The sequence below is a fragment of the Mesorhizobium sp. ANAO-SY3R2 genome (genome assembly GCF_042466635.1).
Classification (GTDB): Bacteria; Pseudomonadota; Alphaproteobacteria; order Rhizobiales; family Rhizobiaceae; genus Aminobacter.
The window spans coordinates 3,886,260-3,911,706 of record NZ_CP159955.1; the positions used below are offsets into that span (position 1 = coordinate 3,886,260).

Annotated in this window: 27 protein-coding genes and 1 tRNA gene; 17 read left to right on the forward strand and 11 right to left on the reverse strand. The window is 65.7% G+C overall.

The window, feature by feature from the left end; genetic code table 11:
* The first annotated feature begins 123 nt into the window (after nt 1–123).
* From ABSY17_RS23445 to ABSY17_RS23455, 3 genes are read left to right on the forward strand one after another with little or no spacing between them, the layout of a single operon-like run.
* Entirely contained in the window at nt 124–792 is a 669-nt protein-coding gene (locus tag ABSY17_RS23445; RefSeq protein ID WP_378952986.1) for an ABC transporter permease, read from the forward strand.
* A complete protein-coding gene (locus tag ABSY17_RS23450) occupies nt 789–1,601 on the forward strand; it encodes an ABC transporter permease (protein ID WP_378946213.1) in 813 nt (270 codons plus the stop codon). The genes ABSY17_RS23445 and ABSY17_RS23450 overlap by 4 nt, the downstream gene beginning before the upstream one ends.
* 5 nt (nt 1,602–1,606) lie before the next feature.
* Nucleotides 1,607–2,650 carry an Ldh family oxidoreductase gene (locus tag ABSY17_RS23455; protein ID WP_378946216.1) on the forward strand — a complete coding sequence of 348 codons (1,044 nt, stop codon included), beginning with the start codon at nt 1,607–1,609 and terminating at the stop codon, nt 2,648–2,650.
* Between the two features lie 130 nt (nt 2,651–2,780).
* Here ABSY17_RS23455 and ABSY17_RS23460 read toward each other — a convergent pair whose 3' ends face one another.
* Nucleotides 2,781–2,978 carry a CsbD family protein gene (locus ABSY17_RS23460; RefSeq protein ID WP_378946218.1) on the reverse strand — a complete coding sequence of 66 codons (198 nt, stop codon included), beginning with the start codon at nt 2,976–2,978 and terminating at the stop codon, nt 2,781–2,783.
* Nucleotides 2,979–3,186: 208 nt separating this feature from the next.
* Between ABSY17_RS23460 and ABSY17_RS23465 the strand changes: the two genes are divergently transcribed.
* The 3 genes from ABSY17_RS23465 to ABSY17_RS23475 all read left to right on the forward strand — a co-directional run bounded on the left by ABSY17_RS23465 (nt 3,187) and on the right by ABSY17_RS23475 (nt 5,550).
* The gene (locus ABSY17_RS23465; protein ID WP_378946221.1) at nt 3,187–3,639 is read left to right on the forward strand and encodes a DoxX family protein; all 453 of its coding nucleotides are present in this window, start codon (nt 3,187–3,189) and stop codon (nt 3,637–3,639) included.
* Nucleotides 3,640–3,790: 151 nt separating this feature from the next.
* Nucleotides 3,791–4,765 (forward strand): complex I NDUFA9 subunit family protein, encoded by a 975-nt coding sequence (locus ABSY17_RS23470; protein WP_378946223.1) that lies wholly within the window; start codon nt 3,791–3,793, stop codon nt 4,763–4,765.
* A 17-nt stretch (nt 4,766–4,782) separates the two neighbouring features.
* Entirely contained in the window at nt 4,783–5,550 is a 768-nt protein-coding gene (locus ABSY17_RS23475) for a sulfite exporter TauE/SafE family protein (protein WP_378946226.1), read from the forward strand.
* A 149-nt stretch (nt 5,551–5,699) separates the two neighbouring features.
* On the opposite strand, the gene ABSY17_RS23480 is transcribed toward ABSY17_RS23475, so the two are convergent.
* Nucleotides 5,700–6,506: an undecaprenyl-diphosphate phosphatase gene (locus ABSY17_RS23480; protein WP_378946229.1), complete on the reverse strand. Its 807-nt coding sequence runs from the start codon at nt 6,504–6,506 to the stop codon at nt 5,700–5,702.
* A gap of 160 nt (nt 6,507–6,666) precedes the next feature.
* On the opposite strand from ABSY17_RS23480, the gene ABSY17_RS23485 reads away from it, so the two are divergent.
* From ABSY17_RS23485 to ABSY17_RS23530, 10 genes are all read left to right on the forward strand, one after another.
* On the forward strand, nt 6,667–7,359 hold the full coding sequence (locus ABSY17_RS23485; RefSeq protein ID WP_378946232.1) for a glutathione S-transferase family protein: 693 nt from the start codon (nt 6,667–6,669) through the stop codon (nt 7,357–7,359).
* Nucleotides 7,340–8,494, forward strand: coding sequence for a tRNA epoxyqueuosine(34) reductase QueG (gene queG / locus ABSY17_RS23490; RefSeq protein WP_378946234.1), 1,155 nt, complete (start codon nt 7,340–7,342; stop codon nt 8,492–8,494). The genes ABSY17_RS23485 and queG overlap by 20 nt, the downstream gene beginning before the upstream one ends.
* Nucleotides 8,491–9,405: an SDR family oxidoreductase gene (locus tag ABSY17_RS23495; protein WP_378946237.1), complete on the forward strand. Its 915-nt coding sequence runs from the start codon at nt 8,491–8,493 to the stop codon at nt 9,403–9,405. The genes queG and ABSY17_RS23495 overlap by 4 nt, the downstream gene beginning before the upstream one ends.
* Nucleotides 9,406–9,503: 98 nt before the next feature.
* A complete protein-coding gene (mepA, locus tag ABSY17_RS23500; RefSeq protein ID WP_378946240.1) occupies nt 9,504–10,598 on the forward strand; it encodes a penicillin-insensitive murein endopeptidase in 1,095 nt (364 codons plus the stop codon).
* A gap of 83 nt (nt 10,599–10,681) precedes the next feature.
* Nucleotides 10,682–11,065: a methylglyoxal synthase gene (locus ABSY17_RS23505; protein WP_378946243.1), complete on the forward strand. Its 384-nt coding sequence runs from the start codon at nt 10,682–10,684 to the stop codon at nt 11,063–11,065.
* Between the two features lie 33 nt (nt 11,066–11,098).
* A complete protein-coding gene (locus ABSY17_RS23510; RefSeq protein ID WP_378946246.1) occupies nt 11,099–12,121 on the forward strand; it encodes a glucokinase in 1,023 nt (340 codons plus the stop codon).
* A gap of 85 nt (nt 12,122–12,206) precedes the next feature.
* On the forward strand, nt 12,207–14,057 hold the full coding sequence (locus tag ABSY17_RS23515; protein ID WP_378946248.1) for an ABC transporter ATP-binding protein: 1,851 nt from the start codon (nt 12,207–12,209) through the stop codon (nt 14,055–14,057).
* A 2-nt stretch (nt 14,058–14,059) separates the two neighbouring features.
* Nucleotides 14,060–14,869 (forward strand): 4-hydroxy-tetrahydrodipicolinate reductase, encoded by an 810-nt coding sequence (gene dapB / locus ABSY17_RS23520; RefSeq protein WP_378946251.1) that lies wholly within the window; start codon nt 14,060–14,062, stop codon nt 14,867–14,869.
* 32 nt (nt 14,870–14,901) lie between these two features.
* Nucleotides 14,902–15,519, forward strand: a complete 618-nt coding sequence (locus tag ABSY17_RS23525; protein WP_378946254.1) for a 2,3-bisphosphoglycerate-dependent phosphoglycerate mutase — start codon at nt 14,902–14,904, stop codon at nt 15,517–15,519.
* Between the two features lie 180 nt (nt 15,520–15,699).
* Nucleotides 15,700–15,784, forward strand: a tRNA-Leu gene (locus ABSY17_RS23530).
* Nucleotides 15,785–15,991: 207 nt separating this feature from the next.
* Here ABSY17_RS23530 and ABSY17_RS23535 read toward each other — a convergent pair.
* Complete coding sequence (locus ABSY17_RS23535; RefSeq protein ID WP_378946256.1) at nt 15,992–16,366, reverse strand: hypothetical protein; 375 nt, start codon at nt 16,364–16,366, stop codon at nt 15,992–15,994.
* 733 nt (nt 16,367–17,099) lie between these two features.
* On the opposite strand from ABSY17_RS23535, the gene ABSY17_RS23540 reads away from it, so the two are divergent.
* Entirely contained in the window at nt 17,100–17,459 is a 360-nt protein-coding gene (locus tag ABSY17_RS23540; protein WP_378946259.1) for a septal ring lytic transglycosylase RlpA family protein, read from the forward strand.
* A gap of 11 nt (nt 17,460–17,470) precedes the next feature.
* On the opposite strand, the gene ABSY17_RS23545 is transcribed toward ABSY17_RS23540, so the two are convergent.
* From ABSY17_RS23545 to ABSY17_RS23580, 8 genes are all read right to left on the reverse strand, one after another.
* Entirely contained in the window at nt 17,471–18,529 is a 1,059-nt protein-coding gene (locus ABSY17_RS23545; protein ID WP_378946262.1) for a D-alanine:D-lactate ligase-like protein, read from the reverse strand.
* Nucleotides 18,530–18,639: 110 nt separating this feature from the next.
* Complete coding sequence (locus ABSY17_RS23550; protein ID WP_378946265.1) at nt 18,640–19,509, reverse strand: SMP-30/gluconolactonase/LRE family protein; 870 nt, start codon at nt 19,507–19,509, stop codon at nt 18,640–18,642.
* A gap of 1 nt (nt 19,510) precedes the next feature.
* Nucleotides 19,511–20,143, reverse strand: a complete 633-nt coding sequence (locus tag ABSY17_RS23555; protein WP_378946268.1) for a 2-dehydro-3-deoxy-6-phosphogalactonate aldolase — start codon at nt 20,141–20,143, stop codon at nt 19,511–19,513.
* Complete coding sequence (locus ABSY17_RS23560; RefSeq protein ID WP_378946270.1) at nt 20,140–21,081, reverse strand: 2-dehydro-3-deoxygalactonokinase; 942 nt, start codon at nt 21,079–21,081, stop codon at nt 20,140–20,142. Before ABSY17_RS23560 ends, ABSY17_RS23555 begins: the two co-directional genes overlap by 4 nt.
* Nucleotides 21,078–21,845, reverse strand: a complete 768-nt coding sequence (locus ABSY17_RS23565) for an SDR family NAD(P)-dependent oxidoreductase (protein WP_378946273.1) — start codon at nt 21,843–21,845, stop codon at nt 21,078–21,080. The genes ABSY17_RS23560 and ABSY17_RS23565 overlap by 4 nt, the downstream gene beginning before the upstream one ends.
* Nucleotides 21,846–21,963: 118 nt before the next feature.
* Nucleotides 21,964–22,566 carry a TetR/AcrR family transcriptional regulator gene (locus ABSY17_RS23570; protein WP_378946275.1) on the reverse strand — a complete coding sequence of 201 codons (603 nt, stop codon included), beginning with the start codon at nt 22,564–22,566 and terminating at the stop codon, nt 21,964–21,966.
* Between the two features lie 35 nt (nt 22,567–22,601).
* Nucleotides 22,602–23,753 carry an acetyl-CoA C-acetyltransferase gene (locus ABSY17_RS23575; protein ID WP_378946277.1) on the reverse strand — a complete coding sequence of 384 codons (1,152 nt, stop codon included), beginning with the start codon at nt 23,751–23,753 and terminating at the stop codon, nt 22,602–22,604.
* Between the two features lie 312 nt (nt 23,754–24,065).
* Nucleotides 24,066–25,409, reverse strand: a complete 1,344-nt coding sequence (locus ABSY17_RS23580; RefSeq protein WP_378946279.1) for a putative bifunctional diguanylate cyclase/phosphodiesterase — start codon at nt 25,407–25,409, stop codon at nt 24,066–24,068.
* Nucleotides 25,410–25,447: the final 38 nt, after the last annotated feature.

A 25,447-nucleotide genomic window follows, 5' to 3' on the forward strand; every position in this document is an offset into this window, starting at 1 on the left:
GGGGACCCGACATCCGCGGCACTCCAAAGGACCACTGATATCGAACCCCTGCTGAGCCCGCTGCTGCAATCGAGCGCGATAGAGCTCCTGTCGCCCACGCCGCCCGGCTGGGGCGGCAATCTGCTGCGTGGCCTCGCCAATTCCGTGCAGATCGCCATCGGCGCCTTCGGGCTCGGATTACTGATCGGGACCGCCGGCGCCTATGGCAAGCTCTACGGCGGCCCGGTCGTCCGCGACCTGATGGAAATCTACACCACCGTCGTGCGTGCCGTGCCCGAGCTGGTGCTGATCCTGCTGCTCTATTACGCTGGAACCGACCTCATCAATCGCGCGCTTGAAGCAGCCGGCTACACCCGCATCGACATCAACGGGCTGATGGCGGGCATCATCGTGCTCGGCTTCGTGCAAGGCGCCTACGCCACGGAGGTCATCCGCGGTGCCATCCTCGCAATCCCGCAGGGTCAGATCGAGGCCGCGCGCGCCTATGGCATGGCGCCCGGCAAGATGCTGCGCCGCATCACGCTTCCGGCGATGCTGCCCTTCGCCATCCCCGGCCTCGCCAATCTCTGGCTCATCGCCACCAAGGACACGGCATTGCTGGCCGTGGTCGGCTTCAACGAATTGACGCTCGAAACCCGGCAGGCGGCGGGCGCCACCAAGGCTTATTTCACCTTCTTTGTCGCGGCGGGCGTGCTCTATCTGCTGCTGACGCTGTTTTCCAACGTCATCATCGGCCGCATCGAGCGCTGGGCGCGACGCGGCATGCCTGAGATCGCGGAGGGCGGCTCATGACCATCAGCCTTGCCGACGCACCAACCACCCGACAGCGCCTGCAGGACTGGCTGCTGCCGCACCGCATCGGCCTGATCGCCGTCGGGCTCGCGCTCTTCGTTTCAGCGGCGGTGTTCATGCGCTGGAGTTGGCTGCCCGACTATTACAGCCTGATCCTGGCCGGGCTCTGGCGCACCATCTGGATTCTGGTCGTCACCTGCGCGATCGGCTTCACGTTTGCCGTCCCGCTCGGTCTTGCCCAGGCGGCGGGCCCGTTCTGGCTCGCCTGGCCGGCAAAGGCCTTCTGCACCGTCATCCGCGGCACGCCGCTGCTGCTGCAACTGTGGCTGTTGTATTTCGGTCTTGGCTCGCTGTTTCCGCAATACCCGTGGGTCAGGCAATCCGAACTGTGGCCCTATCTGCGCCAGGCCTGGCCCTATGCGGTGGTGGCGCTGACACTGTCTTTCGCGGCTTACGAGGGCGAGGTCATGCGCGGCGCCTTTGCCGGCGTGCCGAAGGGGCAGCTGGAGGCCGCGCGCGCCTTCGGCATGAGCCGCTGGAAGCGCTTCCGCCGCATCTGGCTGCCGCAGGCCATACACCGCGCCTTGCCCACGCTCGCGGGCGAAACGGTGCTGCAGCTCAAGTCGACCCCGCTGGTCGCCACCATCACCGTCGTTGATATCTACGCGGTCGCCTCGCGCGTGCGGCAGGACACCTTCATCGTCTACGAGCCGCTGCTGCTATTGGCGCTCGTCTATCTGATCATCACCGGCATCCTCGTGCTTGGCTTCCGCAAGCTGGAGGCGCGGATTCCGGCCAGGCTGGGATGACGCCCATGACAGAAACCGAAGCCGAAACCGTCACCCTCAGCCTCGACGAGGCGCGGGCTCTGTGCATCGCCGCCGCCCTCGGCGCCGGCGCCAGCGAAGAGACTGCGCGCGCCATCGCCCTTGCCGCCGTCGCCGCCGAGGCCGAGGCCGACGGCCAGCCGAGCGTCGGGCTTTGTCACTATATCGACTATCTGGAGGCGCTCGAGGCCGGCCGCATCGACGGCAAGGCAGAGCCGGCGATCACCCGGCCGGCGCTGGCGATCTACCTGGCGGACGCTCAGAGCGGTGCCGCCCACACCGGCTTCGACCGCGTCTTCGACGACATCGCCAAGGCAGCACGGCTGTTCGGCGTCACAATCTTTTCGCAGAGGAATTCCTACACCTGCGGCGCGCTCGGCTATTTCACTGGCCGCCTTGCGGAGGCAGGGCTCGTGGCGTTCGCCGCCGCCAATGGCCCCGCCCTTCTTGCCGGCTCCGGCTCGACCAGGCCAGTCTATTGCACCAATCCGATATCGCTTGCCGCCCCGGCCGCTAGCGGCCCGCCACTTGTCATCGACCAGTCGTCCAGCGCCACCGCCTTCGTCAACATCCGCAAGGCAGCACAGGCGGGCGAGGCGATCCCCGAGGGCTGGGCGCTCGACGCGCAAGGCAATCCCACCACCGACCCAAGCGAGGCGATGAAGGGCGCACTGCTCGCCTTCGGGGGGCAGCGCGGCGCCAACATCGCGCTGATGGTCGAGGTGCTTGCCGCCGGCGTATCGGGCGCCAACTGGTCGCTCGATGCGCCCTCGTTCAGCCAGGGAAATCAGTCGCCCGGAGCCGGGCTGTTCGTTCTCGCGTTCGACCCGAAACTGTTCGATCCCGGTTTCGAGCAGCGCATGCGGGAGCAGCTCGACCGGCTGTCACGAGATTTCGGCGTCCACATACCCGGCGCCATCAAAGTCGCCGCCCGCGCCCGCTCCGAAGCCGAAGGCGTCACGGTCCCGGCAACCGTCCACGCTCGCATCGCGGAGTTTGCGGCGCGGCATCAAGCCGACGAGCTATATTGAACAAGAAGCCCCGCATCGATCGGGGCTTCCTATGGTGGGCCAGTTTCTCAGGCCCGCCGCATCCGAATTCGGTCGGCGCAAATTCAAGTGTTAGAGCGTCCTTTGCGCGTCCGAATGGACGCGCGGCGCTCTAATGGTGCTTCAGCCAGGTGTCGATTTCCTTCTCGGCTTCCTCCTGCGCCTTGCCGTAGCGGGCCTGGATCTTGCCGGCGAGTTCCTTGCGCTGGCCCTTGATGACATCGAGGTCGTCGTCGGTCAGCTTGCCCCAATGGCTCTGGATCTTGCCCTTGAACTGTTCCCAATGGCCTTCGATCTGGTTCCAATTCATCGCTGTTCTCCTTTCCAATCGGGCGCGACGGGACCGCCGCACTGGAATGGGAACGTCCCGATCAGGGCCAGGTTCCAAAATTTCTCAAAAGAATACCTTTTCGATCAACTTTCCATCAAACCTTGTTGACTTGACGACGAGGCAACCGTTCGGGCGTTGGTGCGTTGCAACACCAACCAGGCATCGCCCTGCCAACGGAGACTTCCCCTTGCCCCTGACGACCGAAAAATCCGGCCGCCGCCTTTTCATCCCCGCGCTCAGCGGGCTCTATGCCAGCCTGCACGATTCCGCCGAGACGATCCTGCGTGTCGTCGCCGGCGTGGCACTCGTCACCCACGGCCTGGGCAAGATTTCCGATCCGTTCGGCGCGACCGGCATGGTCGAGAGCCTCGGCTTCTATCCCGGCGCCTTCTGGTCGTTCATGCTCTCCTGCACCGAATTCTTCGGTGGCATCCTGATCGCCATCGGCCTGTTCACCCGTCCGGCTGCCTTCGCCGCCATGATCGTGCTTCTGGTCACCGTCTGGTTCCACTGGGTCACCATGGGCCAGGGCTATTCGGGCGCGGAAAAGTCGATCCTGTGGGCGGCGATCTTCCTGTTCTTCGCCGTTCGCGGCGGCAACCGCCACTCGGTCGACGCGCGCCTCGGCCGCGAGTTCTGAACACCCTCCCCATTGCCTCCCAAGGCGACCGACCCGCCCGCGCCAGATCGGCGCGGGCCGCTGCCGGGCGGCCGCTCGATGATTGCCTTTTTCGCGAAACGGGCTAAGAAACGCTGACCAAAGAGCCCTTCAGGCGCCACCGGAGCCAGCGATGACCGAAATCCTCCAGACCCCGCAACTCGTCACCGTTTTCGGCGGGTCCGGCTTCCTCGGCCGCCATGTCGTGCGGTCGCTGGCCAAGCGCGGCTATCTGGTGCGTGTCGCCTGTCGCCGCCCCGATCTCGCCAACTATGTCCAGCCGCTCGGCAATGTCGGCCAGATCCAGCCGGTGCAGGCCAATCTGCGCGTGCGCTGGTCGATCGACCGGGCCGTCCAGGGCGCGTCCCATGTCGTCAACCTCGTCGGCATCCTGCATCAGGGCGGCCGCCAGCGCTTTTCCACAGTGCATGACTTTGGCGCCCGCGCGGTCGCCGAGGCGGCGCGCGCCGCCGGTGCGACGCTGACCCATGTCTCGGCCCTCGGCGCCAACGAAAACTCCCCATCCGTCTACGCCCAGACCAAGGCGCGTGGCGAAAAGGCCGTTCTCGATGTCATGCCTGACGCCGTCATCTATCGCCCGTCGATCGTTTTCGGCCCCGAGGACGCCTTCTTCAACCGCTTCGCCAGCATGGCCCGCTTGTCGCCGTTCCTGCCGCTGATCGGCGGTGGTGAAACGCGCTTCCAGCCGATCTATGTCGGCGACGTCGCCGAGGCCATCGCCCGCGCCGTCGACGGCAAGGTCAAGGGTGGCACGATCTATGAGCTCGGCGGACCTCAGGTTCTCACCTTCAAGCAGTGCATGGAAGAGATGCTCGAGGTCATCGGTCGCAAGCGCATCCTTCTGCCGCTGCCATGGTGGGCGGCCGAGCTGCAGGCGTCGGTTCTCGGCCTGCTGCCCAATCCGCCGCTGACCAAGGACCAGGTCACGCTGTTGCGCACCGACAACGTCGTGTCCAAGGCAGCCGAGGACGAAGGCCGCACCATCGACGCCATTGCCATCGCTCCCAAGACTACGGCCTCGATCCTGCCCACCTATCTCTGGCGCTACCGCACTACGGGCCAGTTCACCCGCCGGACGGAAGCCTGAAAGCGGGCTGAGGGCGCATGGACGCCCTCACCTCCTTCCTGCCCCAAGGGCTCGACCCGCTCGTCGCCGGGCTGCTGGTCGTTGCCAGCGCCTTCACCTCGGCGCTGACGGCCGCCTTCGGCGTCGGCGGCGGCATCGCCATGCTGACCCTGATGGGACTGTTCGTGCCGGTTGCGGCCCTCATCCCCGTCCACGGCGCGGTCCAGCTCGGCTCCAACACCGGCCGCGCCTGGCACCAGCGCGCCAATGTGCGCATGGATGTCGCCGCCCCCTTCATTGCCGGCAGCGTAGTTGGTGCCGTCATCGGCGCTTTCGTGGTGATCCAGCTGCCCGATGCGGCGCTCAAGCTGGTGCTCGGCGCCTTCGTCATCGCGATCACCTGGGCCAGGATCCCCGGCATCGAGAAGCTGACCCGCACCGGCCTTGCCGTGGCGAGCGTAGTCGTCGCCCTGCTCGGCATGCTGGTCGGCGCCACCGGCCCACTGGTGTCGGTGCTGTTTGCGCAGTTCTTCGCCAACGACCGCAAGGCACTGGTCGCCACGCACGCCGCCGGAATGGTGGCCCAGCACGGGCTCAAGATCGTCGTCTTCGGCCTTGCCGGCTTTGCCTTTTGGGAATGGTTGCCGCTGATCGCGGCGATGGTCGTTTCGGGTTATCTCGGCACCGTCTACGGCACGAAGCTGCTCGAACGCATGCCGGAAGAAAGTTTTCGCAAGTGGTTCAAGATCGCCATCACCGTGCTGGCGCTCGATTTGCTGCGGCGCGGGGCGATGGGACTGTTTTAGCCAAGGTTCTCGCGCGCATTTGACCAGCCTGGTGCTGGAACTGCCGCATCCAGGACGAGCACGACGGCGACGTCCTCCCTCCCCCTTGTGGGGAGGGATAAAGGGTGGGGGTGTCTGGGTACTGTGAGTGGGGGGAAGGGAACCCGAGCCTACCCCCAGACCAGCAGCGCAACCAGCCCCACGCCGCCGACCAGCAGACGCCACCAGCCGAACAGCGCGTAGCCGTTGCGCGAGACGTAGTCGAGCAGGTGGCGCACCACGAACAGCGCGGTGATGAAGGCGGCGATGAAGCCGATGCCGATCACCGGCAGGTCGGCGGCCGACAGGATGTCGCGGTTCTTGTAGAGGTCGTAGGCGAAGGCGCCGGCCATGGTCGGCATGGCGAGGAAGAAGGAAAACTCCGCCGCCGCGCGCTTGTCCACGCCCATCAGCATCGAGCCGACGATGGTGGCGCCCGAGCGTGAGGTGCCGGGGATCATCGCCAGGCACTGGAACAGGCCGATCTTGAGATAGACCGACAGCGGGAACTTCGTCACGTCGTGGTACTTCGGCTTGAGGTCGAGCTTGTCGACATACAGCAGCACGAAGCCGCCGAGGATCAGCATGATGCAGATCAGCTTCGGCGTCTCGAACAGCACCGTCTTGATGAAGTCGTGCGCCAGGACGCCGATCACCACCGCCGGCAGGAAGGCAATCAGGATGCCGGCGACGAAGCGCTGGGTGGCCGGATCGCGCGGCAGGGTAATCAGCATCTGCCACAGCCGCGCCCAGTAGACCGACAGGATCGCCAGGATGGCGCCGAGCTGGATCAGGATCTCGAAGGTCTTGCCGGTCGAGTTGAAGCCGAGGAAATGCCCGGCAAGCAGGATATGGCCGGTCGAGGAGACCGGGATGAATTCGGTAAGCCCCTCGAGCAGGCCGAGCAGCAGCGCATTGAAGAGTGTATGGATATCCATTGCATCCCCGCGAGTTCGTTCGATCGCGATTGCTTGTCACGGGGCTGAACTCACCCTATAGGTCGGGTCGCCCGAGAGCCCGGCGCGCCGGGCCAGAAAGCTCTAGCGGCGCGACATGCGATTCGCCAGAGCGCCACCGATCACGAATTTTAGCAGGACCATGCTGACGCTTTTCCATCACCCCATGTTCGCGACATGCCGATTCGTCCGTCTGGCGTTCGGCGAATATGGCGAGGAACTGGCGCTAATCGAGGAAAAGCCCTGGACCCGGCGCAAGGAATTCCTGGCGCTGAATCCGGCCGGCACGCTGCCGGTGCTGCTCGCCGAGGGCGATGTACCGATCGTCGGCGCCATGATCATCTCCGAATATGTCGACGAGACGCGCGGCGTGCTCAAGCGCGACCGCCGGCTGTTTGCCGAAGACCCGATGGAACGCGCCGAGATCCGCCGCCTGACCGATTGGTACCTCACCAAGACCGAGAGCGAGGTGACCCGTCATCTGGTGCGCGAGCGCGTGCTGAAGCCGATGATGCCGGAATCGGCCGGCGGCGGCTCGCCCGATTCGGGCGCCATCCGTGCGGCCCGCGCCAACATCCGCCAGCACATGAAATACACCAACTGGCTCGCCGGCACGCGCCACTGGCTGGCCGGCCCGCGCATCACCTATGCCGACCTCGCCGCCGCCGCCGCCATTTCGGTGCTCGACTATCTCGGCGAGATCGACTGGCACGAACACGCCTCGGCGCGCGAATGGTATACGCGCGTCAAGTCGCGGCCGTCCTTCCGTCCCCTGCTCACCGACCGGGTGCGCGGGCTGACCCCGGCATCGCACTATGCGGACCTCGATTTCTGATACGGCGCTACGCCAGCTGATCGAGCGCGAGGCAAGTCGCGCCGGTTTTGCTGCCGTTGCCGTCACGCGCCCCGACGCCATTCCCCTTGCGCCTGCCCGGCTTTCACAATTCGTCGGCGACGGCTTCCACGGCTCGATGGCGTGGATGGCAGAGACGCTTGAACGCCGCGCCGCCCCGTCCGCGCTCTGGCCCGAGGTGCGCTCGATCATCGTTCTGGCGATGAACTACGGCCCGGACACGGATCCGCGCGAGTTGCAGACCCTGACCGACCGTGGCGCGATCTCCGTCTACGCCCGCAACCGCGACTACCACGACGTCATCAAGGGCCGGCTCAAGGAAATCGCAGGAAAAATCGTCGCCCGCACCGGCGGCGACGTGAAGGTGTTCGTCGACACAGCCCCGGTCATGGAAAAGCCGCTGGCCGAGGCCGCCGGGCTCGGCTGGCAGGGCAAGCACACCAATCTCGTCAGCCGCGAATTCGGCTCGTGGCTGTTCTTGGGCACCATCTTCACCACCGCCGAGATAGCCCCCGACGCGCCCGAGGTCGACCGTTGCGGCTCCTGTCACGCCTGCCTCGACGCCTGCCCGACAAACGCCTTCCCCGCGCCCTACCGGCTCGATGCGCGGCGCTGCATCTCCTATCTCACCATCGAGAACAAGGGCCCGATCCCGCTCGAATTCCGCCAGAAAATCGGCAACCGCATCTATGGCTGCGACGACTGCCTCGCCGCCTGCCCGTGGAACAAGTTCGCGCAGGCCGCCTCCGAACAGAAGCTCGCCGCCCTTGACGACCTGCGCGAGCCGCGCCTTGCCGACCTGCTCGCCCTTGACGATGCAGCCTTCCGCGCCTTCTTCTCGGGCTCCCCGGTCAAGCGCATCGGCCGCGACCGTTTTGTCCGCAACGTGCTGATCGCCGCCGGCAACTCCGCCGACGCCGCGTTGGTCGACCCCTGCCAGGCACTGCTCGGCGATGCCTCGGCCCTCGTGCGCGGTGCTGCCGTGTGGGCGCTGTCGCGGCTCGTCGAGGCCAGGGCGTTTTCGGCCCTTGCGCATCAGGCGCTGACGGCCGAAACCGATCCGGACGTGCTGGCCGAATGGCGGACGGCGCTTGAGGCCAACGGGGCGCAGACATGAGCGAGCAAAAGATCTTCATCTTCGGCGCCGGCTATTCCGGCAAGGCTTTTGCTCGGCAGCGGCCGGAGGGTGTGCGCATCGCCGGCACCACCCGCTCGGCCGAGAAATTCGCCGGACTTGAGGCGGCAGGGATCGAACCCTTCGTCTTCGACGACCATCTCACGCCGGAGATCAGGGCCAAGCTGTCGGAAACCACCCATCTGGTGGTGTCGGCCGCCCCCGGCGACGATGGCGACCCGGTGCTCAACGCCGCTCGCGATGCGATCGTCCATCACATGCCGGCGCTGCGCTGGATCGGTTATCTCTCCACCGTCGGGGTCTATGGCGACTATGACGGCAAGTGGATCGACGAAACCGCCGAATGCCGGCCCAGGCCCGGCCGCTCGCAGATGCGTCTCGACACCGAACGGGCATGGCACGAGTTGGGGGAGGAAATCGGCCGCCCGGTCGCGATCCTGCGCCTGTCGGGCATCTACGGCCCCGGCCGCAACGCCTTCGTCAATCTCGACAACGGCACCGCCCGGCGGCTGGTCAAGCAGGGCCAGGTGTTCAACCGCATCCATGTCGAGGACATTGCCGGCGCGCTCTGGCACCTTGGCGACGGCGAATATGGCGGCATCTTCAACGTCACCGACGACGAGCCCGCCCCGCCGCAAGACGTGGTCGCCTATGCCGCCGAGCTGATGGGGGTTGCCCCGCCGCCCGAAATTCCTTTCGAGACTGCCCAACTTTCGCCCATGGCGCGGTCCTTTTATGGCGAGAACAAGCGCGTCTCCAACACCGCGATCAAGGCGCTCGGCTACCAGTTCCGGTTTCCCGACTACCGGGCGGCGCTGGACAGCATGTGGGCCGACGGAAGTTGGAGCGGCGAAGGCGAAGGCGACAGGCGCAGCCCGATCCGCGAGGGCTGACCGGGTCGTGCGGCGCGACGAAATGGCAGGGGCAGCGGTGCCGGAATTTACCTTCGGGTAACCACGGTGGCTCAAGCTTGGCGGAGAGGATTGGGTTGATGACGGCATTTTTCAGCGGTTTTCTGGGCAAGGCGGCGCGGCTTGCGATGGCGGTCGCAACGCTCGGCCTCGTCGGCCTCGACATGCAGGCGGCAAGTGCCGAGGACCTCGCCAAGGACCTGTTCGGTTCGAAGAAGCTGCCCGCCGCCACCGACGCCCGCTCCTACGGCTTCTATTCCAAGGGCTGCTTTTCCGGCGGCATGGCGATTGCCACCGACGGGCCGACCTGGCAGGCCATGCGCCTGTCGCGCAATCGGCGCTGGGGCCATCCGGCGATGATCTCGCTGATCGAAAAACTGTCGCGTGATGCCACCGCCGACGGTTGGCCGGGCCTTCTGATCGGCGACATCTCGCAGCCACGCGGCGGGCCGATGCTGACCGGCCACGCCTCCCACCAGATCGGCCTCGATGCCGACATCTGGTTCACGCCGATGCCCGACCGCAGGCTGTCTGCGACCGAGCGCGAAAACATGAGCGCGGTCTCGATGGTCAACGACAAGACCCATCTCGTCATCGACAAGCGCTGGACCCCAGCGCATGCGCGGCTCTTGCAGCGCGCCGCGAGCTATCCTGAGGTCGAGCGCATCCTGGTCAACCCGGGCATCAAGAAGAAGCTCTGCGACACCGTTACCGGCGACCGTTCCTGGCTGCGCAAGGTCCGGCCGTTCTGGGGCCACGACTATCATTTCCACGTCCGCATCGGCTGCCAGCCCGGCTCGCAGGGCTGCAAGGAGCAGGATCCGACGCCACGCGGCGACGGCTGCGACAAATCGCTGGCCTGGTGGTTCACCGAGGAGCCGTGGCGGCCGGCGACGGGGCCGGAAAAGCCCAAGGCGCGCGACATCATGACCATGGCCAGCCTGCCCAAGGAGTGCCGCGCCGTGCTCGCCGCACCCTCCCCGGTCAACGAGGCCGCCGTGACCTACCACGGCACCGGCGCACCGGCGGCGGTCGCCACTGCGCCTGCGCCCCGGCCGCAGGAACCGGGCAATCCCGTCATTTCTGACCCAGGCGTGCCGGCGACGGCCAAATCCTTCGTGCCCAGGCCTTCGGTCGACATTCCCCTGCCGCGTCCACGCCCGGCAAATCCTTGACCCCGGTGCTGCGCGCACTTTCAAAAGCGGTGAAATCCGTCTAAGGATTTCAACCGATTTAACCAGTCAGGTCGACTTTCACCGTGACACCAGCATTGCGCCTCGCGCTCATCGCCCATGACCAGAAGAAGGACGACATGGTCGCCTTCGCCGGCGATCACGTCGAGTTCCTGCAGACCTGCCACATCGTCGCCACCGGCACGACCGGCCAGCGCATCCTGGCCGCCTGCCCCGGCCTCAACCTGACACCGCTGAAAAGCGGTCCGCTCGGCGGCGACCAGCAAATCGGCGCGCTGATCAGCGAAGGCCGGATCGACGCGCTGATCTTCTTCGTTGATCCGCTGACGCCGATGCCGCATGACGTCGATGTCAAGGCATTGACGCGGCTCGCCATCGTCTACGACATTCCCATGGCGTTGAACCGGGCGACTGCCGAGATCATGCTGGAAAACCAAGAGAACGGCTGAACGCCGTCGCAGATTCTGGGGACACAACCGGGCATGTCACATCAGAGCGAGCAGGCGCAGGCTCTCCCCTTCCCGATCCTGATCGGCGACATCGGGGGCACCAATGCACGCTTTGCCATCGTCGAAAGCGCCGACCGGCCGGCCGGCGAGCCGAAGATCGTCCAGACTGCCAGCTACCCGACCATCGACGAGGCGATCCTCGCCGTGCTCGACGGCTCGCCCATCCGCCCGCGCTCGGCGGTGCTGGCGGTCGCCGGGCCGGTCGAGGGCGAGGAGATCGCGCTGACCAACTGCCCCTGGGTGGTGCGCCCGAGGCAGATGTTCTCGAGCATTGGCCTCTCCGACATACTGGTGCTTAACGACTTCGAGGCCCAGGCGCTCGCCGTGGTGGCACTCGGCGACGAGCACATGGAGAAAATCGGCGGAGGCGAGCCCGAACCGGGTGCGGCCCGCGTCGTGCTCGGACCGGGCACCGGCCTCGGCGTCGCCGGCCTCATCCACGCGCTAGGCCGCTGGATTCCGGTCCCCGGCGAGGGCGGCCACATGGATATCGGCCCGCGCTCTCAGCGCGATTTCGAGGTCTTCCCGCATATCGAAAAGCTCGAGGGCCGCATCTCGGGCGAGCAGATCCTGTGCGGCCGCGGCCTGGTCAACACCTACCGCGCCGTGGCAATCGCCGACGGCAAGGTCCCCACCCTCACCCAGCCGGCCGAAGTCACCGCTGCCGCACTCGACGGCCGTGATGCTATCGCCGAGGAAGCGCTGGAGTTGTTCGTCACCTGTCTCGGCCGCACCGCCGGGGACCTGGCGCTGGTGTTCAAGAGCAAGGGTGGCGTCTTTCTCACCGGCGGCATCGCCCAGAAAATTGTGCCGGCGCTGAAGACCGGCAATTTCCGCGACGCCTTCGAGGACAAGGCCCCGCATCGCGAGCTGATGCGCTCGATGCCGGTCTATGTCATAACCCATCCGCTGGCGGCGCTCGCCGGGCTTGCTGCCTATGCACGCACGCCCTCGCTGTTCGGCATCGAGACAGGCCACAGGCGCTGGCGCGCATAAGCCGCGGCAAAAGGCGGTTTCCCCATCAGCCGTCATGCTCTAAGAGGGCATCGCGGAGGTGCGGGAGGCCCATGGGATTACCGGTTTGAACTCAAACAAGTCAAAACGCGGCCGGGCAGCTCCCGGTGAGGTCTACGCTGTCATCAAGCGCATCGCCGCCGAGAACGGTCGCGATTTCGTTTGGCATTATGTACTCGCCGCCGCGTTTCTGGCCGCGATTGCCGGCACCACTGCGTTCACCGCATGGATCATGCGCGATGTCATCGACGAGATCTTCTACCGCCAGCGCGCCGACCTCATCGTCCTGATCTCCCTGTCGATCGCCGCCGCCTTCGTGCTGCGGGGCATCGCAACCTACGGCCAGGCCGTGATCCTGGCCAAGGTCGGCAACAACCTCGTCGCACGCTACCAGCGCCGCCTCTTCGACCACCTGATGAAGCTCGACATGGAGTTCTTTTCCACGACGCGCTCAGGCCAGGTCGCCGCCCAGATCAACGAAAATGTCAGCGGCATCCGTTCGATCCTCAACATCACGGTCACCTCCATCGCCCGCGACTTCGTATCGCTGATCGGACTGGTCGGGGTGATGGTATTTCAGGATCCGATCCTGTCGCTGTTTGCGCTTCTGATCGGCCCGCCGCTGGTCTTCTTCGTCAGCCATCTGATGCGCCGGCTGCGCAGGCTGAACCACGATGCCATCCTGGTCAATTCGCGCCTGATCGGGGCCATGCAGGAAGCGATCCAGGGCATGGCCATCGTCAAGGCCTTCACCATGGAAGACCAGCTGTCGGGCAAGATGCATGACCTGGTCGCAGACTCCGAAGCGCGCTCCAACAAGATCGCCCGTGTCTCCGAGCGACTGTCGCCGATCTCCGAAATGCTGGGCGGTTTCGTCTTTGCCGCCGTCATCGGCTATGCCGGCTACCGCGCGACGTTCGGCGCGCAGCCGCCGGGCACGATCGTTGCCTTTCTCACGGCCTTGATACTCGCCTATGACCCGGCTCGCCGCCTCGCCCGCACCCAGGTCGGGCTTGAGCGCGCGCTCGTCAATGCCCGCATGATCTACGAAGTGCTCGACACCGTGCCGCGCCAGGAAGACGCGGCCGACGCTGGCCAGCTCGAGGTCGGCAAGGGCGACATCCGCTTCGACAGTGTCTCTTTCCGCTACGGGCCGGAAGCGCCGGTGCTGCACGACCTGAGTTTCCTTGCGCCGGGCGGCAAGACAACGGCAATCGTCGGTGCATCGGGCGCCGGCAAGTCGACGCTGATCGCACTGCTACAGCGCTTCTACGACGTCAGCGGCGGCCTCATCGAGATCGACGGTCAGGACATCTCGACCGTCACCAAGCGGTCGCTGCGCCAGCAGATCGCCTATGTCTCGCAGCACCCGTTTCTGTTCGAAGGCAGCATCGGCGACAACATCCGCTACGGCCGCCCCGACGCCACCGACACCGAGGTCGAAGCAGCGGCGCGGCAAGCCTTCGCCGACGACTTCATCCGCGAGCAGCCGAAGGGCTACGATACGCCGGTGGGCGAAAGCGGCGCCACGCTTTCCGGCGGCCAGCGCCAGCGCATCTCCATCGCTCGCGCCCTCGTGCGCAACGCCCCGATCCTGCTACTCGATGAGGCGACGTCGGCGCTCGACAATGAATCGGAGGCCCGCGTGCAGGCGGCGCTGGCAACGGCCACCAAGGGCCGCACCACCATCGTCATCGCCCACCGCCTCTCAACGGTGATCAATGCAGACCATATCGTCGTGCTCGATCACGGCCGGCTGGTCGAGGAAGGCACGCATGCCGGCCTGATGGCCGATCCGAACAGCATCTATGCCCGCTTCCACAATCTCCACGACGAGGCGGGGCTCGGACTGCTGGACGACACTGCGGAAACCGCACTAGAGGAGGCTCAGCGCGCGGGCGCTGCAGCAGGGAGCTGACGATGAGCGAAATGGGTCTTGTTGTGGTGGGGGCCGCCGGCCGCATGGGGCAGGTGCTGTTGCGCACCGTGCATGCGATGGAGGGCGTGCGCGTCGTCGGCGCCATCGAGCGCAGCGGCTCGCCCTATCTCGGCAAGGATGCAGGCGAACTCGCCGGCATCGGCATCATTAACGTGCCGATATCAGACGATCCGCTCGCCGCCTTCGCCAAGGCCGACGGCGTGCTCGATTTCACGGCACCCGCGGCCACCGTCGAATTCGCCGGCTACGCCGCGCAGGCGCGCATCGCCCACATCATCGGCACGACCGGCTGCCTGCCGGAGCACGACGCCCAGATCGCGGCGGCGGCGCGCCATGCCACCATCGTCAAATCAGGCAATATGAGCCTTGGCGTCAATCTGCTGGCCGTGCTGGTCGAGAAGGCGGCGCAGGCGCTGGGACCCAGCGACTTCGACATCGAAATCCTCGAAATGCACCACCGCCACAAGGTCGACGCCCCCTCGGGCACGGCACTGCTGCTCGGCGAGGCCGCGGCCGAAGGGCGCAAGATCGCACTTGCCGACCACAGTGTGCGGGTGCGCGACGGCCATACCGGCGTGCGCGAAACCGGCGCGATCGGCTTTGCCGCGCTGCGTGGCGGCTCCGTCGTCGGCGACCATTCGGTCATCCTCGCCGGATCTGGCGAACGCATCACCATGTCCCATCAGGCCGAGGATCGCTCGATCTTCGCGCGCGGCGCCGTCAAGGCAGCCCTTTGGGCGCATGGCCGCAAGCCCGGTCTCTATTCGATGCGCGACGTGCTCGGCCTCTAGATCAACCTACATCCTCACCCAAGGGAGAAAAAATGTCCGGAACACTCGTGCTCGTCCGCCACGGCCAGAGCGAATGGAATCTCAAGAATCTGTTCACCGGCTGGCGCGATCCCGGCCTGACCGAACAGGGCCACGCCGAAGCCAAGGCTGCCGGCGAGAAACTCAAGGCGCGCGGCCTGAAGTTCGACATCGCCTTCACCTCGGCGCTGTCGCGCGCCCAGACCACCTGCCAGCACATTCTCGACGTGCTCGGCCAGAGCGATCTCAAGACCATCCGCAACGCGGCGCTCAATGAGCGCGACTATGGCGACCTCAACGGCCTCAACAAGGACGACGCCCGCGCCAAATGGGGCGAGGAGCAGGTCCATATCTGGCGCCGCTCCTACGACACCCCGCCGCCCGGCGGCGAAAGCCTGAAGGACACCGGCGCCCGCGTCTGGCCCTACTATTTGCACGACATGCAGAAGCACGTGCTGTCGGGCGGCACGGTGCTGGTCGCAGCCCACGGCAATTCGCTGCGCGCCCTGATCATGGCGTTGGACGGAATTTCCAGCGAGGAGATCCTCAAGCTCGAACTCGGGACCGGCGTGCCGATCGTCTACAAGCTCAACGCTGATTCGACCGTTGCTTCCAAGGAAGTGCTGGCCTGAGCCGACACGGGAGTTGCGATTCGCGGCTCCCGCCCCTTCGCCGGCTTTAGAATGCCGCATGCCGCAACGTCAGCCGGAGCGCCAAAATGCGACAAAACGGGCCTGTCGCGACATTCCTCGACAAAAGCTGAAAAAGCGCGTTGACACAGTCGCTTCGCCCGCTTACATCACCGCCCACCAGCCCAGATGGCGGAATTGGTAGACGCGCACGGTTCAGGTCCGTGTGCCGCGAGGCGTGGAGGTTCGAGTCCTCTTCTGGGCACCAATTTCCTGTTTCAGACAGTTCATCTGTCCAGAAACATTCAAGAAGCCCGGTTCGCCGGGCTTTTTTGTTGCCTGAATTCCGGCTCGTTGGCGGGGAATGGATTTTCCCCAGCCGCTCCGGGACTACAGCCCAAACAGCATCGCTTCGTTCGAGAGAAAAGCCCCCGCCCCAATCTCCGGGGGCCAGGCGTCATTCAGCCGTCGAGCATCAGGCTTCAAGGTTGCGGTTGCGGTCCTGCCAGAGTTCCAGGATTGCCAGCAAGGCGACGGCGGCGCCGAGCCCGATATGCCAACTGCGCAACGGCGCGCCATAGGCGAAGACGAATGGCTGCACCATCATCCAGATCCCGCAGAACAGCGACAGGATTTCCTCCCAGCGCCGCAGGAAGATCTGCTCCAGTCCGGAAAGCACGACAATCGCGGCACCAATCACCGCGGTAGTCGCCATCATTGTCGTCATGTCGGTTTGCCGGAACCATAGCGGCGACACGATGATCATCGCGCCGAGGATCATCGACGCGATGTCCTCCCAGCGCCTGTGTTGCATAAGCCCCGCTGGGGCCATCTTATCGAGAGTTGCCATGGCAAAAAGTCCTTTTGGCTACGTTCGAGTTAAGCTCGAGCGCCCGTGAGGACTATGAGTGCTTACCTGTGGAACTCCTCAAGCGGACGTTCTTCGCACTGGCTGCATTATCGCAAGAACATGCAAAAAATTCAATGAAATCCGCATTTCCGGCGCTTGAGTCGCAGGCGCTATCCGCCCGTCGCATTTGCATGGAGCCGCGACCTTGATCCGCACGCGCCGAGACCGCGCGTCGGCCTGACCAATAGCCGCGCGGTCTAGCCGCGCCTGCTGCGTCGCAGCCAGGCCAGGCCGGCACATCCCGCCAGCGCGGCAGCACAGCCGATCCAGAGCCACTCGCTGCGCCCGGTCATGAAGCTGCCGCCGAGCAGCCCCCCCCTGCAGCATCCAGATCACGCCGATGACGACGGCGAGTGCGGCAACAATGTTGGCAATTGTTCGCATGCGAGCTGTCTCCCATGACCGGTTAATTCCGCAACCCTGCCCCGCCGCCCAAGCATCGCGATGTAATTTCCGAGTTACGGCGTTTCGGCACTTCTGCCGCTCACCTGCATCGCGGCAACGCAAATTGTGAAGATATTCCTTCTGCACTGCAGCATCCGGCTGACAGACTGTTACCCGCGGACTCCAAACGTGCGCGCGCGCCACGGAACCGCCCGAAGCCTGCCCCATTCAATGCCACATTTCGTCCGAAACCGTTCCGTGTGTTCAACAACGGAGCATTAACCAGAAGATGAAGAACGCCAAGCCCGCGATCGTGGCGGCCACCCTTACCGCCGGAATGATGATTGTCGCCTCCACCGGAACCGCCTCGGCCCAATGCGGCCGCGCTTCCTGGTACGCCCTGACCTCGAAGACTGCTTCAGGCGAGCGCATGAATCCGTCAGCCCTGACCGCAGCTCATCGTTCGCTTCCCTTCGGCACCAAGCTCAGGGTCACAAACAAGGACAACGGCAAGAGTGTCGTCGTCCGCATCAACGACCGCGGCCCCTACGCCAAGGGACGCGTGCTCGACCTGTCGAAAGCCGCGGCCCAGCAGATCGGCTTCATCAGCTCCGGCCACACCGCAGTGTGCATGGAGCGGCAGAGCTGAGACGGTAGAGGCTAAGACAGCAGACGGCGCGCCGCCGTCTCGGCCATCGCGTCAGCGAGGCCAAGCCCCCACTCGGCCCGGCAATAGGCGCGGAAATCGAAACAGGGCAGGCCGGGACAGACCTCGAACTCGATCAGGTGAACCGTATCGTCGGCCTCGACCCGCAGGTCGAGCGAAAAGACGTCTCGGAGCCCGAGTCCTGCCATCAGCCTTGCCGCGATCCGCCTGATCCTGCCCGCCGCACGCGGCTGCAGGGAGGCCACCGGCACCAGTTCCGGCTCAGCGTAGCGGCCCTCGTCTTTCGCGGCGGCACCGGTGTCGCCGTAGAGCGCCATGCTGTCGGCCATGGTCTGGAAATCACCACCTGAATCGACAAAGGCGATGCCCAGCGCCTCGGCCCCGGCCTTGGGATCGACCGCCAGGAAGCTCGCCCGCACGTTGCGGCCCGCGACATAGGGCTGGACCACGACGTCGTCGCGATAGGCCTCGAACACGCGGCCCGCAAGCGCAAGCGCCTCATTTGGGGTGCGGCAGCGCGACTCCTCCCAGATGCCGATCTTGGCGCCCAGCCGGTTCGGCTTGACGAAATAGCCTGAGCTCGACTCCTGCAGCTCGACCACCCAGCGGCCATCACGCGCCAGCCCGGCAGCCGGCACCGGCAAGCCAAGTGCTGCCAGCACCGCGCCAGAGCGGAACTTGTCCTGGCAGAGCGCAAACAGGCTGTCGTCCACCCCTATCGTGGGCAGCCCGTAGAGCCGAGCCAGCGCCGGCGCCGCCCCACCCCGGAAATAGGCGATGCCGTCGGTCAGCGTCCACACCAGACTTTTGCCCCGGTCGCAGCCGACGAGCATTCCGGCTGCGTCATCGAGTTCGACCGCGTGAAAATCGAGACCGCGCGCGAAACAAGCCTCGGCAATGGCGCCGAACTCCGGTGCTAGGTCCGTCGACTGCGCCAGATAGGACGAAATCTCCATCGCCGCGCGCGGCGTAAAGCCATCGGCCAGCAGCCGGTCGAAACAGGCGCGCTCGGGTTCGTAAACAAGGATCAGCATCGGTTTGCGTGCGGCCATCGTTTCCCCCTGCGCCTGCCCTTCTACGACAGTCGCATCCCGACGCTCAGAAACCTGCCGGAAATCCGACCTGTTGTCATCGCTCGGGCGACGGGCGCCCAGCAATGCCCTCAGATCAGCACATTCGGCTCATGGCGGCCATTGACGGCGATATCGAGCAGGAAGGTCTTGCCGGTCTGAGGGTCGGCCCGGCGGGCCTTGGCGTTCAGCCCCTCCCAGGCCGAAGTCACCGCCATCCGGTCGGCCGCAGCACCGACGAAGGCTGGACAGGACGGCTGCATGACCGGCACCGGCACGGAGCGCAGCAGGGAGCCATCGGGGGCATAGGCGTCGACCCGTCCGCCGCCCCAGCAGGCGTTCCACAGCACGCCGTCGCGGTCGCATACCGAGCCGTCGATGCCGCCGGTCCTGGCGCGCCCATCGACGAACAGCTTGGGTTCGCCTGTCGGCAGGCCGGTGTCGGCATCGCAGTCGATGCGATAGAGCAGGTTGACCGCGGTGTCGGCGTAGTAGGCCGTCTTGCCGTCTTCGGTGAAGCAGATCGAGTTCGGGATGGTGATCGCCGGAAACAGCAGCCTGAGCTCGCCGCGGAAGAACCAGTAGATCGCCCCTGCCCCGGCCTCGGCCTTCTTGCCCATGGTGCCGAACCACAGCGCTCCGCACGGATGCACCCGCGCATCGTTGGACCGGGTGGCGGCGTTGGCCGCCTCGACCGAAACGTGCAGCGACGTCCGGCCGGTCAGGGCATCGCGAATATGCAGCCCGGTCTCGGTCAGCAGCAATTGCCGCTGGTCGTCGATCCTGGCGATGGCGCTCGCCATCTCGCCAAGTTGGTGGATTCTGGTTTCGCCGCCTGACATGTTCTTTTCGAGCATCCGGCTCGCTAGGATGTCGAACCAGTAGAGCGTGTCGGTGGCCGGGTCGTAGCTTGGCCCCTCGCCCAGTTCGCATGCAACGTCGGACAGGACCGCAGCCGCCATCTCACCCTCCCTGGATCGCGTCCCAGCCGGCCACGGCGGCCCGCGCACGCGCACCAACCTCGGCAGCGCTCATGCCCGGCTTGTAGAGGCTCGAGCCCAGCCCGAACAGCTGTACGCCGACCTTGGCATAGGCGGCGAAATCGGCTTCCGACACGCCGCCGACGACGCCAACCTGCGTTTCCTTCGGCAGCACCGCGCGGATCGCAGCAATACCGCCAGCGCCGAGCACGCTGGCGGGGAAGAACTTCAGCGCCGAGGCGCCCAGGCGCAGCGCCAGAAACGCTTCGGTCGGGGTGAACACGCCCGGCATCGTCACCATCTTGCGGACTGCCGCACGGCCCATCACCTCGGCGTCGATATTGGGGCTGACCAGCAGGCGGCCGCCGGCGTCATTCAGCTGGTCGACGTCCTTGGCCCAGACCACCGTGCCGCCGCCGACTAGCGCCTTGGGCAACGCCTTCGCCAGCGTTTCGATCGAACGGAACGGGTCGGGCGAGTTCAGCGGCACCTCGATCGCCTCGATGCCGGCGTCGAAGACGGCCTGGCCGACGTCGACCGCTTCTTCCGGCGTCAGCCCGCGCAGTATGGCGACCAGTCCGCGGCGAAGCGTCGGGAACGGGGCGGTCACGCTCATTGTGCGTCTCCTTCAGGCAGCATGCCGTTGCGGCGGGCGGCGGCCACCAGCCCTGCAAGTACTGCGGCATCCGCATCGGCGATCTCGACCGCAATGCCGTCGAGGTGCATCGCCTCGGCATACAATGCGCCGAGCGGCCCCGAGCCGACAAGGATGACCGGCGCGCCGCGCCGGCCGAAGCGTCTCGTGGCCGAAGCGATCTCGGCGCCGATCAAAAGACCAGAAAGCGCTGCCGCCGCATCCTCCTGACCAAGGCCGGACAGCAGGCTAGCTGCGCGGATGCCGAACAGTCGGGCGCCGATGTCGGCGTCAAACAACGCCTCCTGGCACCAGTCGCGGAACACTTGGCCGGTCGGCGCCACCGCCGCCGGCCTGTCGCCGATCGAATGGCGCAGGATCGAATGCTGCGCCAGTACCGAAAACATCTCGCCCGTGGCCCAGGTGCCGAAGCCCGAAATCGTCCCGCCTTCTGCGATCACCCATTTCGAATGCGTGCCCGGCATGCAGACCAAATGGCTGCCCGAGCCGACCAAGTGGCTGATGCCGGCAAGCTGGGTTTCCTCGCCCCGCATCACGTCGGGCGTGCGCGGGTTGCGCTGGGCCAGCCCCGGCACGATGCGGATGTTGCGCCCGACGCCCGGCACCGGCACGGCAGCACCGAGAATGTCATCGAGCAAGGATGGCACGTCGACATAGGGCGCTTCCACCCAGCCCTGGCGAGCACCGGCCATGCCGCAGACGATCACGGGCAGGTCTCGTTCTGCCCCCATGTCCCCGAGATGGCGCTCAAGGATCGCGGCAAACCCCTTCTGCTGCGCCGTCAGCATGCCGTCGTCGCTGCGCCGCTCGTCGAGCACGGTGCCGGCGGCATCGAGCAGCCAGACGCGCAGCCTGGTCGTGCCCCAGTCGACGGCCGCAATCTCAGCTTTTCCGCTCAAAGGATACCTCCGTCGACGATCAGCGTCTGCGCCGTCAGCATTTGCGAGGCGTCCGAGGCCAGAAACAGCACCGGCCCGACCATGTCCTCGGGCAGCATCATCCTGGGGATGCATTGCCTTGCGATGTGCCCCTTGAGAGACTTCTTGCTGACCCACAATTCGCGCTGCCGCTCGGTGATGACCCAGCCGGGAGCAACCGCATTGACCCTGATGTTGTCCGGACCGTAGCGGCCGGCGAGCCCCTTGGTCAGGCCGACGATGGCGGCCTTTGCAGCCGTATAGGCCGGCATGGTGCCGATGTTCAGCATATAGGACGTCGAGGTGAAGTTGATGATCGAGCCGCCGCCCGCTGCCGCCATATCAGGCGCCAGTGCCTGGATGGTGAAAAAATGCGGCCTGATGTTCACCGCCTGGTTTTCGTCCCAGCTTTCGGGCGTGACGTCGGCGACCTCGTGGCGGGTGTCGTTGGCGGCATTGTTGACCAGCACCGTCACTGGGCCATGCTCTTCGACTGCGCGGGCCACGGCACGGCGAAGTTCCGAAATATCGCGCAGGTCGGCGCGCAGATAAAAGGGGCGGTTGCCTGTCGTTTTCTCGACGTCGTCGCAGAGCTGCTTGCTGGCCTTGAGGGCGATATCGATGAAGGCGACCTTGGCACCCTGGCCGGCAAAAGCCTCGGTCAGCGCTGCACCGATGCCTGTACCGCCGCCGGTGATGAGCACCGACCGCCCCTCCAGATCAGGAAATCGCGCCGTTGACACCATGCTTTGCTCCCCCCAGGCACGACGCTCCCGATCGAGCCGGTTTCGCGCCAGTCATAACCGATTGCCCCGGAAAGCGGAATCGCTTTTCGGCCGCGGAAAGTGCCACGAATACGAGGTTCTAGCTGTTCGCTGGGGCTTGGGCAGCAATGCCGGTCGTGATCGCCTGGACGGCGGCATCGAGGATTTCGTCGGAGACAGCAGGGTCGGGAACGGCGCGCGCCAGCGACAGCGCCCCGACCATTTGCGCGAGCAGCGCCAATGCAGCCTTCCGCTGCTCGGCCCCGTTTGCCGCCGGCATCAAGGGACAGAGCATTTCGGCATAGTCGTCGATCGCCTTTGCGAAAACGGCACGGACCGGCTGCTCCCGCCGCCTGGCTTCGGGAGCGAGCGCAGCCAGCATGCAGCCCTTGTCGGGCTGCATGCGATGTGTTGGCGACAGATAGGCGCGGACGAAGGCGGCGAGCGCCTTCTGGTCGTCCGTCGCACCATCGAGGTAGTCCCGCCAGAAGACGAGGTTCTCATCGTGCGCCTGTTCGCAGGCCACCCTTGAAAGATCCTCCTTGGAGGCGAACTGCTTGTAGAAGCCGCCCTGGGTCAGCCCCGCCGACTTCATCAGGTCGACGATTCCGATGCCGTCGAAGCCGCGCTCGCGAAAGAGCGCACTCGATGCGGCGATGACCCGCTTGCGGTTCTCTTCGGCCTGTTTGCGGCTGGCACGCATGTCAGCTCCCTCCTCGTCGCTGCGATCCCGTTCCTTTAGCCCAGTCGCTCGATGATTGTCACATTGGCGACGCCGCCGGCCTCGCACATCGTCTGCAGCCCGTAGCGCCCCTTGCGGCGCTCCAGTTCGTGCAGCAGCGTCGTCATCAGCTTGGCTCCGGTGGCGCCGAGCGGATGCGCAAGCGCAAGCGCGCCGCCGTTGACGTTTACCTTGTCGGCCGGAAAGCGGGTCTCGTCCAGCCAGGCCAGCACCACCGGCGCAAAGGCCTCGTTGATCTCGACTAGGTCGATGTCATCCGCTGTCAGGCCGGTCCGTTCCAACGCCCTCAAGGTCGCCGGAATGGGGGCCGTCAGCATCATGATCGGATCGTCGGCAAGCACGCTCATGTGGTGGATCCGCGCCCGCGGCACGAGATCGTAGCGTTTGAGCGCCCTTTCGGAGACCACCAGCAGCGCCGCCGCACCGTCGCCGTTCTGGCTGGCGAGCGCGGCTGTAATCGCCCCGCCATCGGCGAGCGGCGCAAGCGCCGCCATGTCCGCCAGCGTCGTGCGACGGACGGTCTCGTCATGGGCAAGGCCATCGGTGGGAAGTATCTCGCGCTCGAAGAAGCCACCGACCTGCGCGGCCAGCGCGCGTTGGTGGCTCTGGAGCGCAAACTCTTCCATCCTCGCCCGCGAGATGCCCCATTTCGCCGCGATCAGCTCGGCGGCGCGAAACTGCGTGATGGGCACTTCGCCAAAGCGCGCCTTCCACCTTTCCGACCTGGCGAAAGGCGTGTCGTGGCCGAGTGCCTTGCCCGCCGCCGAGGCGCTGCCAAGCGGAACCTGGCTCATTGTCTGAACCCCGCCCACGAGGATAACATCCTGGGTGCCGGACATCACCGCCTGTGCGGCGAAATGCAATGCCTGCTGCGAGGAGCCGCATTGGCGGTCGACGGTGACTCCGGGGACGCGAAGCGGCAGACCGGCGGCGAGCCAGCTTGTCCGCGCGATGTTCTGGGAGTGCGGCCCGACCGCGTCGATGCAGCCGAAGATCACGTCGTCATAGTCCTCGGCGGGCACCATGTTGCGCTCCACCAGCGCACCGGCCGCGTGGGCGCCGAGATCGGCTGCGTGAATGTGAGAAAGACCGCCGCGGCGCTTGCCGGTCGGGGTGCGCAGGGCATCGACAATATAAGCTTCAGACAAAATCGCTTTTCCTTCTATCCGGCACCGGGCCTGAACGAGCCCGCGCCTCTCAACGCATTTAGATTATAATCATAATCTAAATGGTCAAGTTGCGATTTGCCGAAAAACTCAACCACGCGGCAAGACGCCCAGAAGATCAGGCAGGAAAGGGCGCCCCGACGCAGCGGCCACGAATGCCTGCCGCGAAGGATGGGTGCGCGTATCCGGATGGGGATAGGGCTCGGACAAGAGGAAAGCCCCCGGCTCGGTCGGAGCCGGGCGGGCGCAGGCGCAAGGTCTTGCCGACTTGTGCCTTCCGAAGAGATGGCCGTTTCAGATCGCCTTGGCGTGGGACGCGCCGCGATAGGCTTCGCGCAGGTAGCCGAGCGTCGCTTCCGCATCGGCCGGGCGGCCGAACAGGTAGCCCTGGCCGCCGGCGCAACCGAACTGCACCAGCCGCTCGGCCTGTGCTTCCTGTTCGATGCCTTCGGCCACCACGTCCATGCCAAGCCCATCGCACATCGCCAGGATGGCGCGGATGATGTGTTCGGACGGCCGGTCCTCGAGGATGGAGGCAACGAAGGCGCGATCGATCTTGAGCTTGTCGAAACGGAATTCGCGCAACCGCCCGAGCGAGGACTGGCCGGTGCCGAAATCGTCGAGCGACACGCGAATGCCGACGCGCCTGAGATCCTCGACGATCTTACCGGCCGAGACCGGATCGCTCATCAGGCCGGTTTCGGTGATCTCGATCTCGAGGCGGCGCGGATCGAAGCCGGTGCGCTGGAGGATGGCAAGGATGTGCAGCCCGGTGTTCTGGTCTACCAGCTGCGATGGCGACAGATTGAAGGACAGGAACATGTCGCTCGGCCAGCTGCGCGCCGCTTCGGTTGCCTTGCGCAGCACCAGTTGCGACAGCGGTCCGATGATGCCGCGTTCCTCGGCGATGGGAATGAAGATCGCCGGCGAAACCTGGCCGAGGTCGCGGTCGGTCCAGCGCGCCAGCGCCTCGAAGCCGATGGTACGGCGGCTGTTTAGATCGACGATCGGCTGGAAATGCGGCGTCACCTCGCCGGCGGCAACCGCCCGGCGCAGCGCCTGCTCGATGCGGGTAATGCGCTTGGCGGCCTCTTCCATCTCACGGCTGTAGACGACGACGCGCCCACGGCCCGAGCGCTTGGCGTGATAGAGTGCCGTCTCGGCCTTGCGCATCAGGGTTTCGGTGTTGTCGTCGGTCGATTGAAACAGCGAGCAGCCGACCGAGGCCGACAGGCGCGCCGTGCGCTCGCCGACATCGTAGGGCGCAGACAGGATCTCGATCAGCATGCGGGCCTTGTCGGCCGCCGCCTCCTCGGAGAACACCAGCGGATAGAGGAAGGCGAATTCGTCGGCGCCAATGCGGGCGACTGCCGAATGGCCGTCGCAGGCCGCGCGCAGGCGCATCGCCACCTGGATCAGGATGTCGTCGCCGGCGCGATGGCCGAACAGGTCGTTGATCGGCTTGAAGCCGTCCAGATCGAGAATGCCGACGGTAAAGGGAGCGGGGTCATCGGCGCGTTCGACGATCAGCCGCTCGACCTTGTCATGGAATCGGCGCTGGTTGCCGAGGCCGGTCAAGGCATCGGTAAGGGCCAGATCTGCCGGTTCCCTGTCGAGATGGCTGGCGCCGAGGGTCATGCGTATTCTCAGTTCTGCTACTGCGATCGTTTCTGGAC

Excerpts from the sequence above, each read along its gene's own strand:
- ABSY17_RS23545 (WP_378946262.1), bottom strand. The coding sequence starts at position 18,529 with ATGGCCGCACGCAAACCGATGCTGATCCTTGTTTACGAACCCGAGCGC.
- ABSY17_RS23580 (WP_378946279.1), bottom strand. The coding sequence starts at position 25,409 with ATGACCCTCGGCGCCAGCCATCTCGACAGGGAACCGGCAGATCTGGCC.
- ABSY17_RS23525 (WP_378946254.1), top strand. The coding sequence starts at position 14,902 with ATGTCCGGAACACTCGTGCTCGTCCGCCACGGCCAGAGCGAATGGAAT.
- ABSY17_RS23485 (WP_378946232.1), top strand. The coding sequence starts at position 6,667 with ATGCTGACGCTTTTCCATCACCCCATGTTCGCGACATGCCGATTCGTC.
- ABSY17_RS23510 (WP_378946246.1), top strand. The coding sequence starts at position 11,099 with ATGTCACATCAGAGCGAGCAGGCGCAGGCTCTCCCCTTCCCGATCCTG.
- ABSY17_RS23495 (WP_378946237.1), top strand. The coding sequence starts at position 8,491 with ATGAGCGAGCAAAAGATCTTCATCTTCGGCGCCGGCTATTCCGGCAAG.
- ABSY17_RS23555 (WP_378946268.1), bottom strand. The coding sequence starts at position 20,143 with ATGAGCGTGACCGCCCCGTTCCCGACGCTTCGCCGCGGACTGGTCGCC.
- ABSY17_RS23455 (WP_378946216.1), top strand. The coding sequence starts at position 1,607 with ATGACAGAAACCGAAGCCGAAACCGTCACCCTCAGCCTCGACGAGGCG.
- ABSY17_RS23535 (WP_378946256.1), bottom strand. The coding sequence starts at position 16,366 with ATGGCAACTCTCGATAAGATGGCCCCAGCGGGGCTTATGCAACACAGG.
- ABSY17_RS23470 (WP_378946223.1), top strand. The coding sequence starts at position 3,791 with ATGACCGAAATCCTCCAGACCCCGCAACTCGTCACCGTTTTCGGCGGG.
- ABSY17_RS23565 (WP_378946273.1), bottom strand. The coding sequence starts at position 21,845 with ATGGTGTCAACGGCGCGATTTCCTGATCTGGAGGGGCGGTCGGTGCTC.
- ABSY17_RS23460 (WP_378946218.1), bottom strand. The coding sequence starts at position 2,978 with ATGAATTGGAACCAGATCGAAGGCCATTGGGAACAGTTCAAGGGCAAG.
- dapB (WP_378946251.1), top strand. The coding sequence starts at position 14,060 with ATGAGCGAAATGGGTCTTGTTGTGGTGGGGGCCGCCGGCCGCATGGGG.
- ABSY17_RS23450 (WP_378946213.1), top strand. The coding sequence starts at position 789 with ATGACCATCAGCCTTGCCGACGCACCAACCACCCGACAGCGCCTGCAG.
- ABSY17_RS23540 (WP_378946259.1), top strand. The coding sequence starts at position 17,100 with ATGAAGAACGCCAAGCCCGCGATCGTGGCGGCCACCCTTACCGCCGGA.
- ABSY17_RS23475 (WP_378946226.1), top strand. The coding sequence starts at position 4,783 with ATGGACGCCCTCACCTCCTTCCTGCCCCAAGGGCTCGACCCGCTCGTC.
- mepA (WP_378946240.1), top strand. The coding sequence starts at position 9,504 with ATGACGGCATTTTTCAGCGGTTTTCTGGGCAAGGCGGCGCGGCTTGCG.
- ABSY17_RS23550 (WP_378946265.1), bottom strand. The coding sequence starts at position 19,509 with ATGGCGGCTGCGGTCCTGTCCGACGTTGCATGCGAACTGGGCGAGGGG.
- queG (WP_378946234.1), top strand. The coding sequence starts at position 7,340 with ATGCGGACCTCGATTTCTGATACGGCGCTACGCCAGCTGATCGAGCGC.
- ABSY17_RS23480 (WP_378946229.1), bottom strand. The coding sequence starts at position 6,506 with ATGGATATCCATACACTCTTCAATGCGCTGCTGCTCGGCCTGCTCGAG.
- ABSY17_RS23570 (WP_378946275.1), bottom strand. The coding sequence starts at position 22,566 with ATGCGTGCCAGCCGCAAACAGGCCGAAGAGAACCGCAAGCGGGTCATC.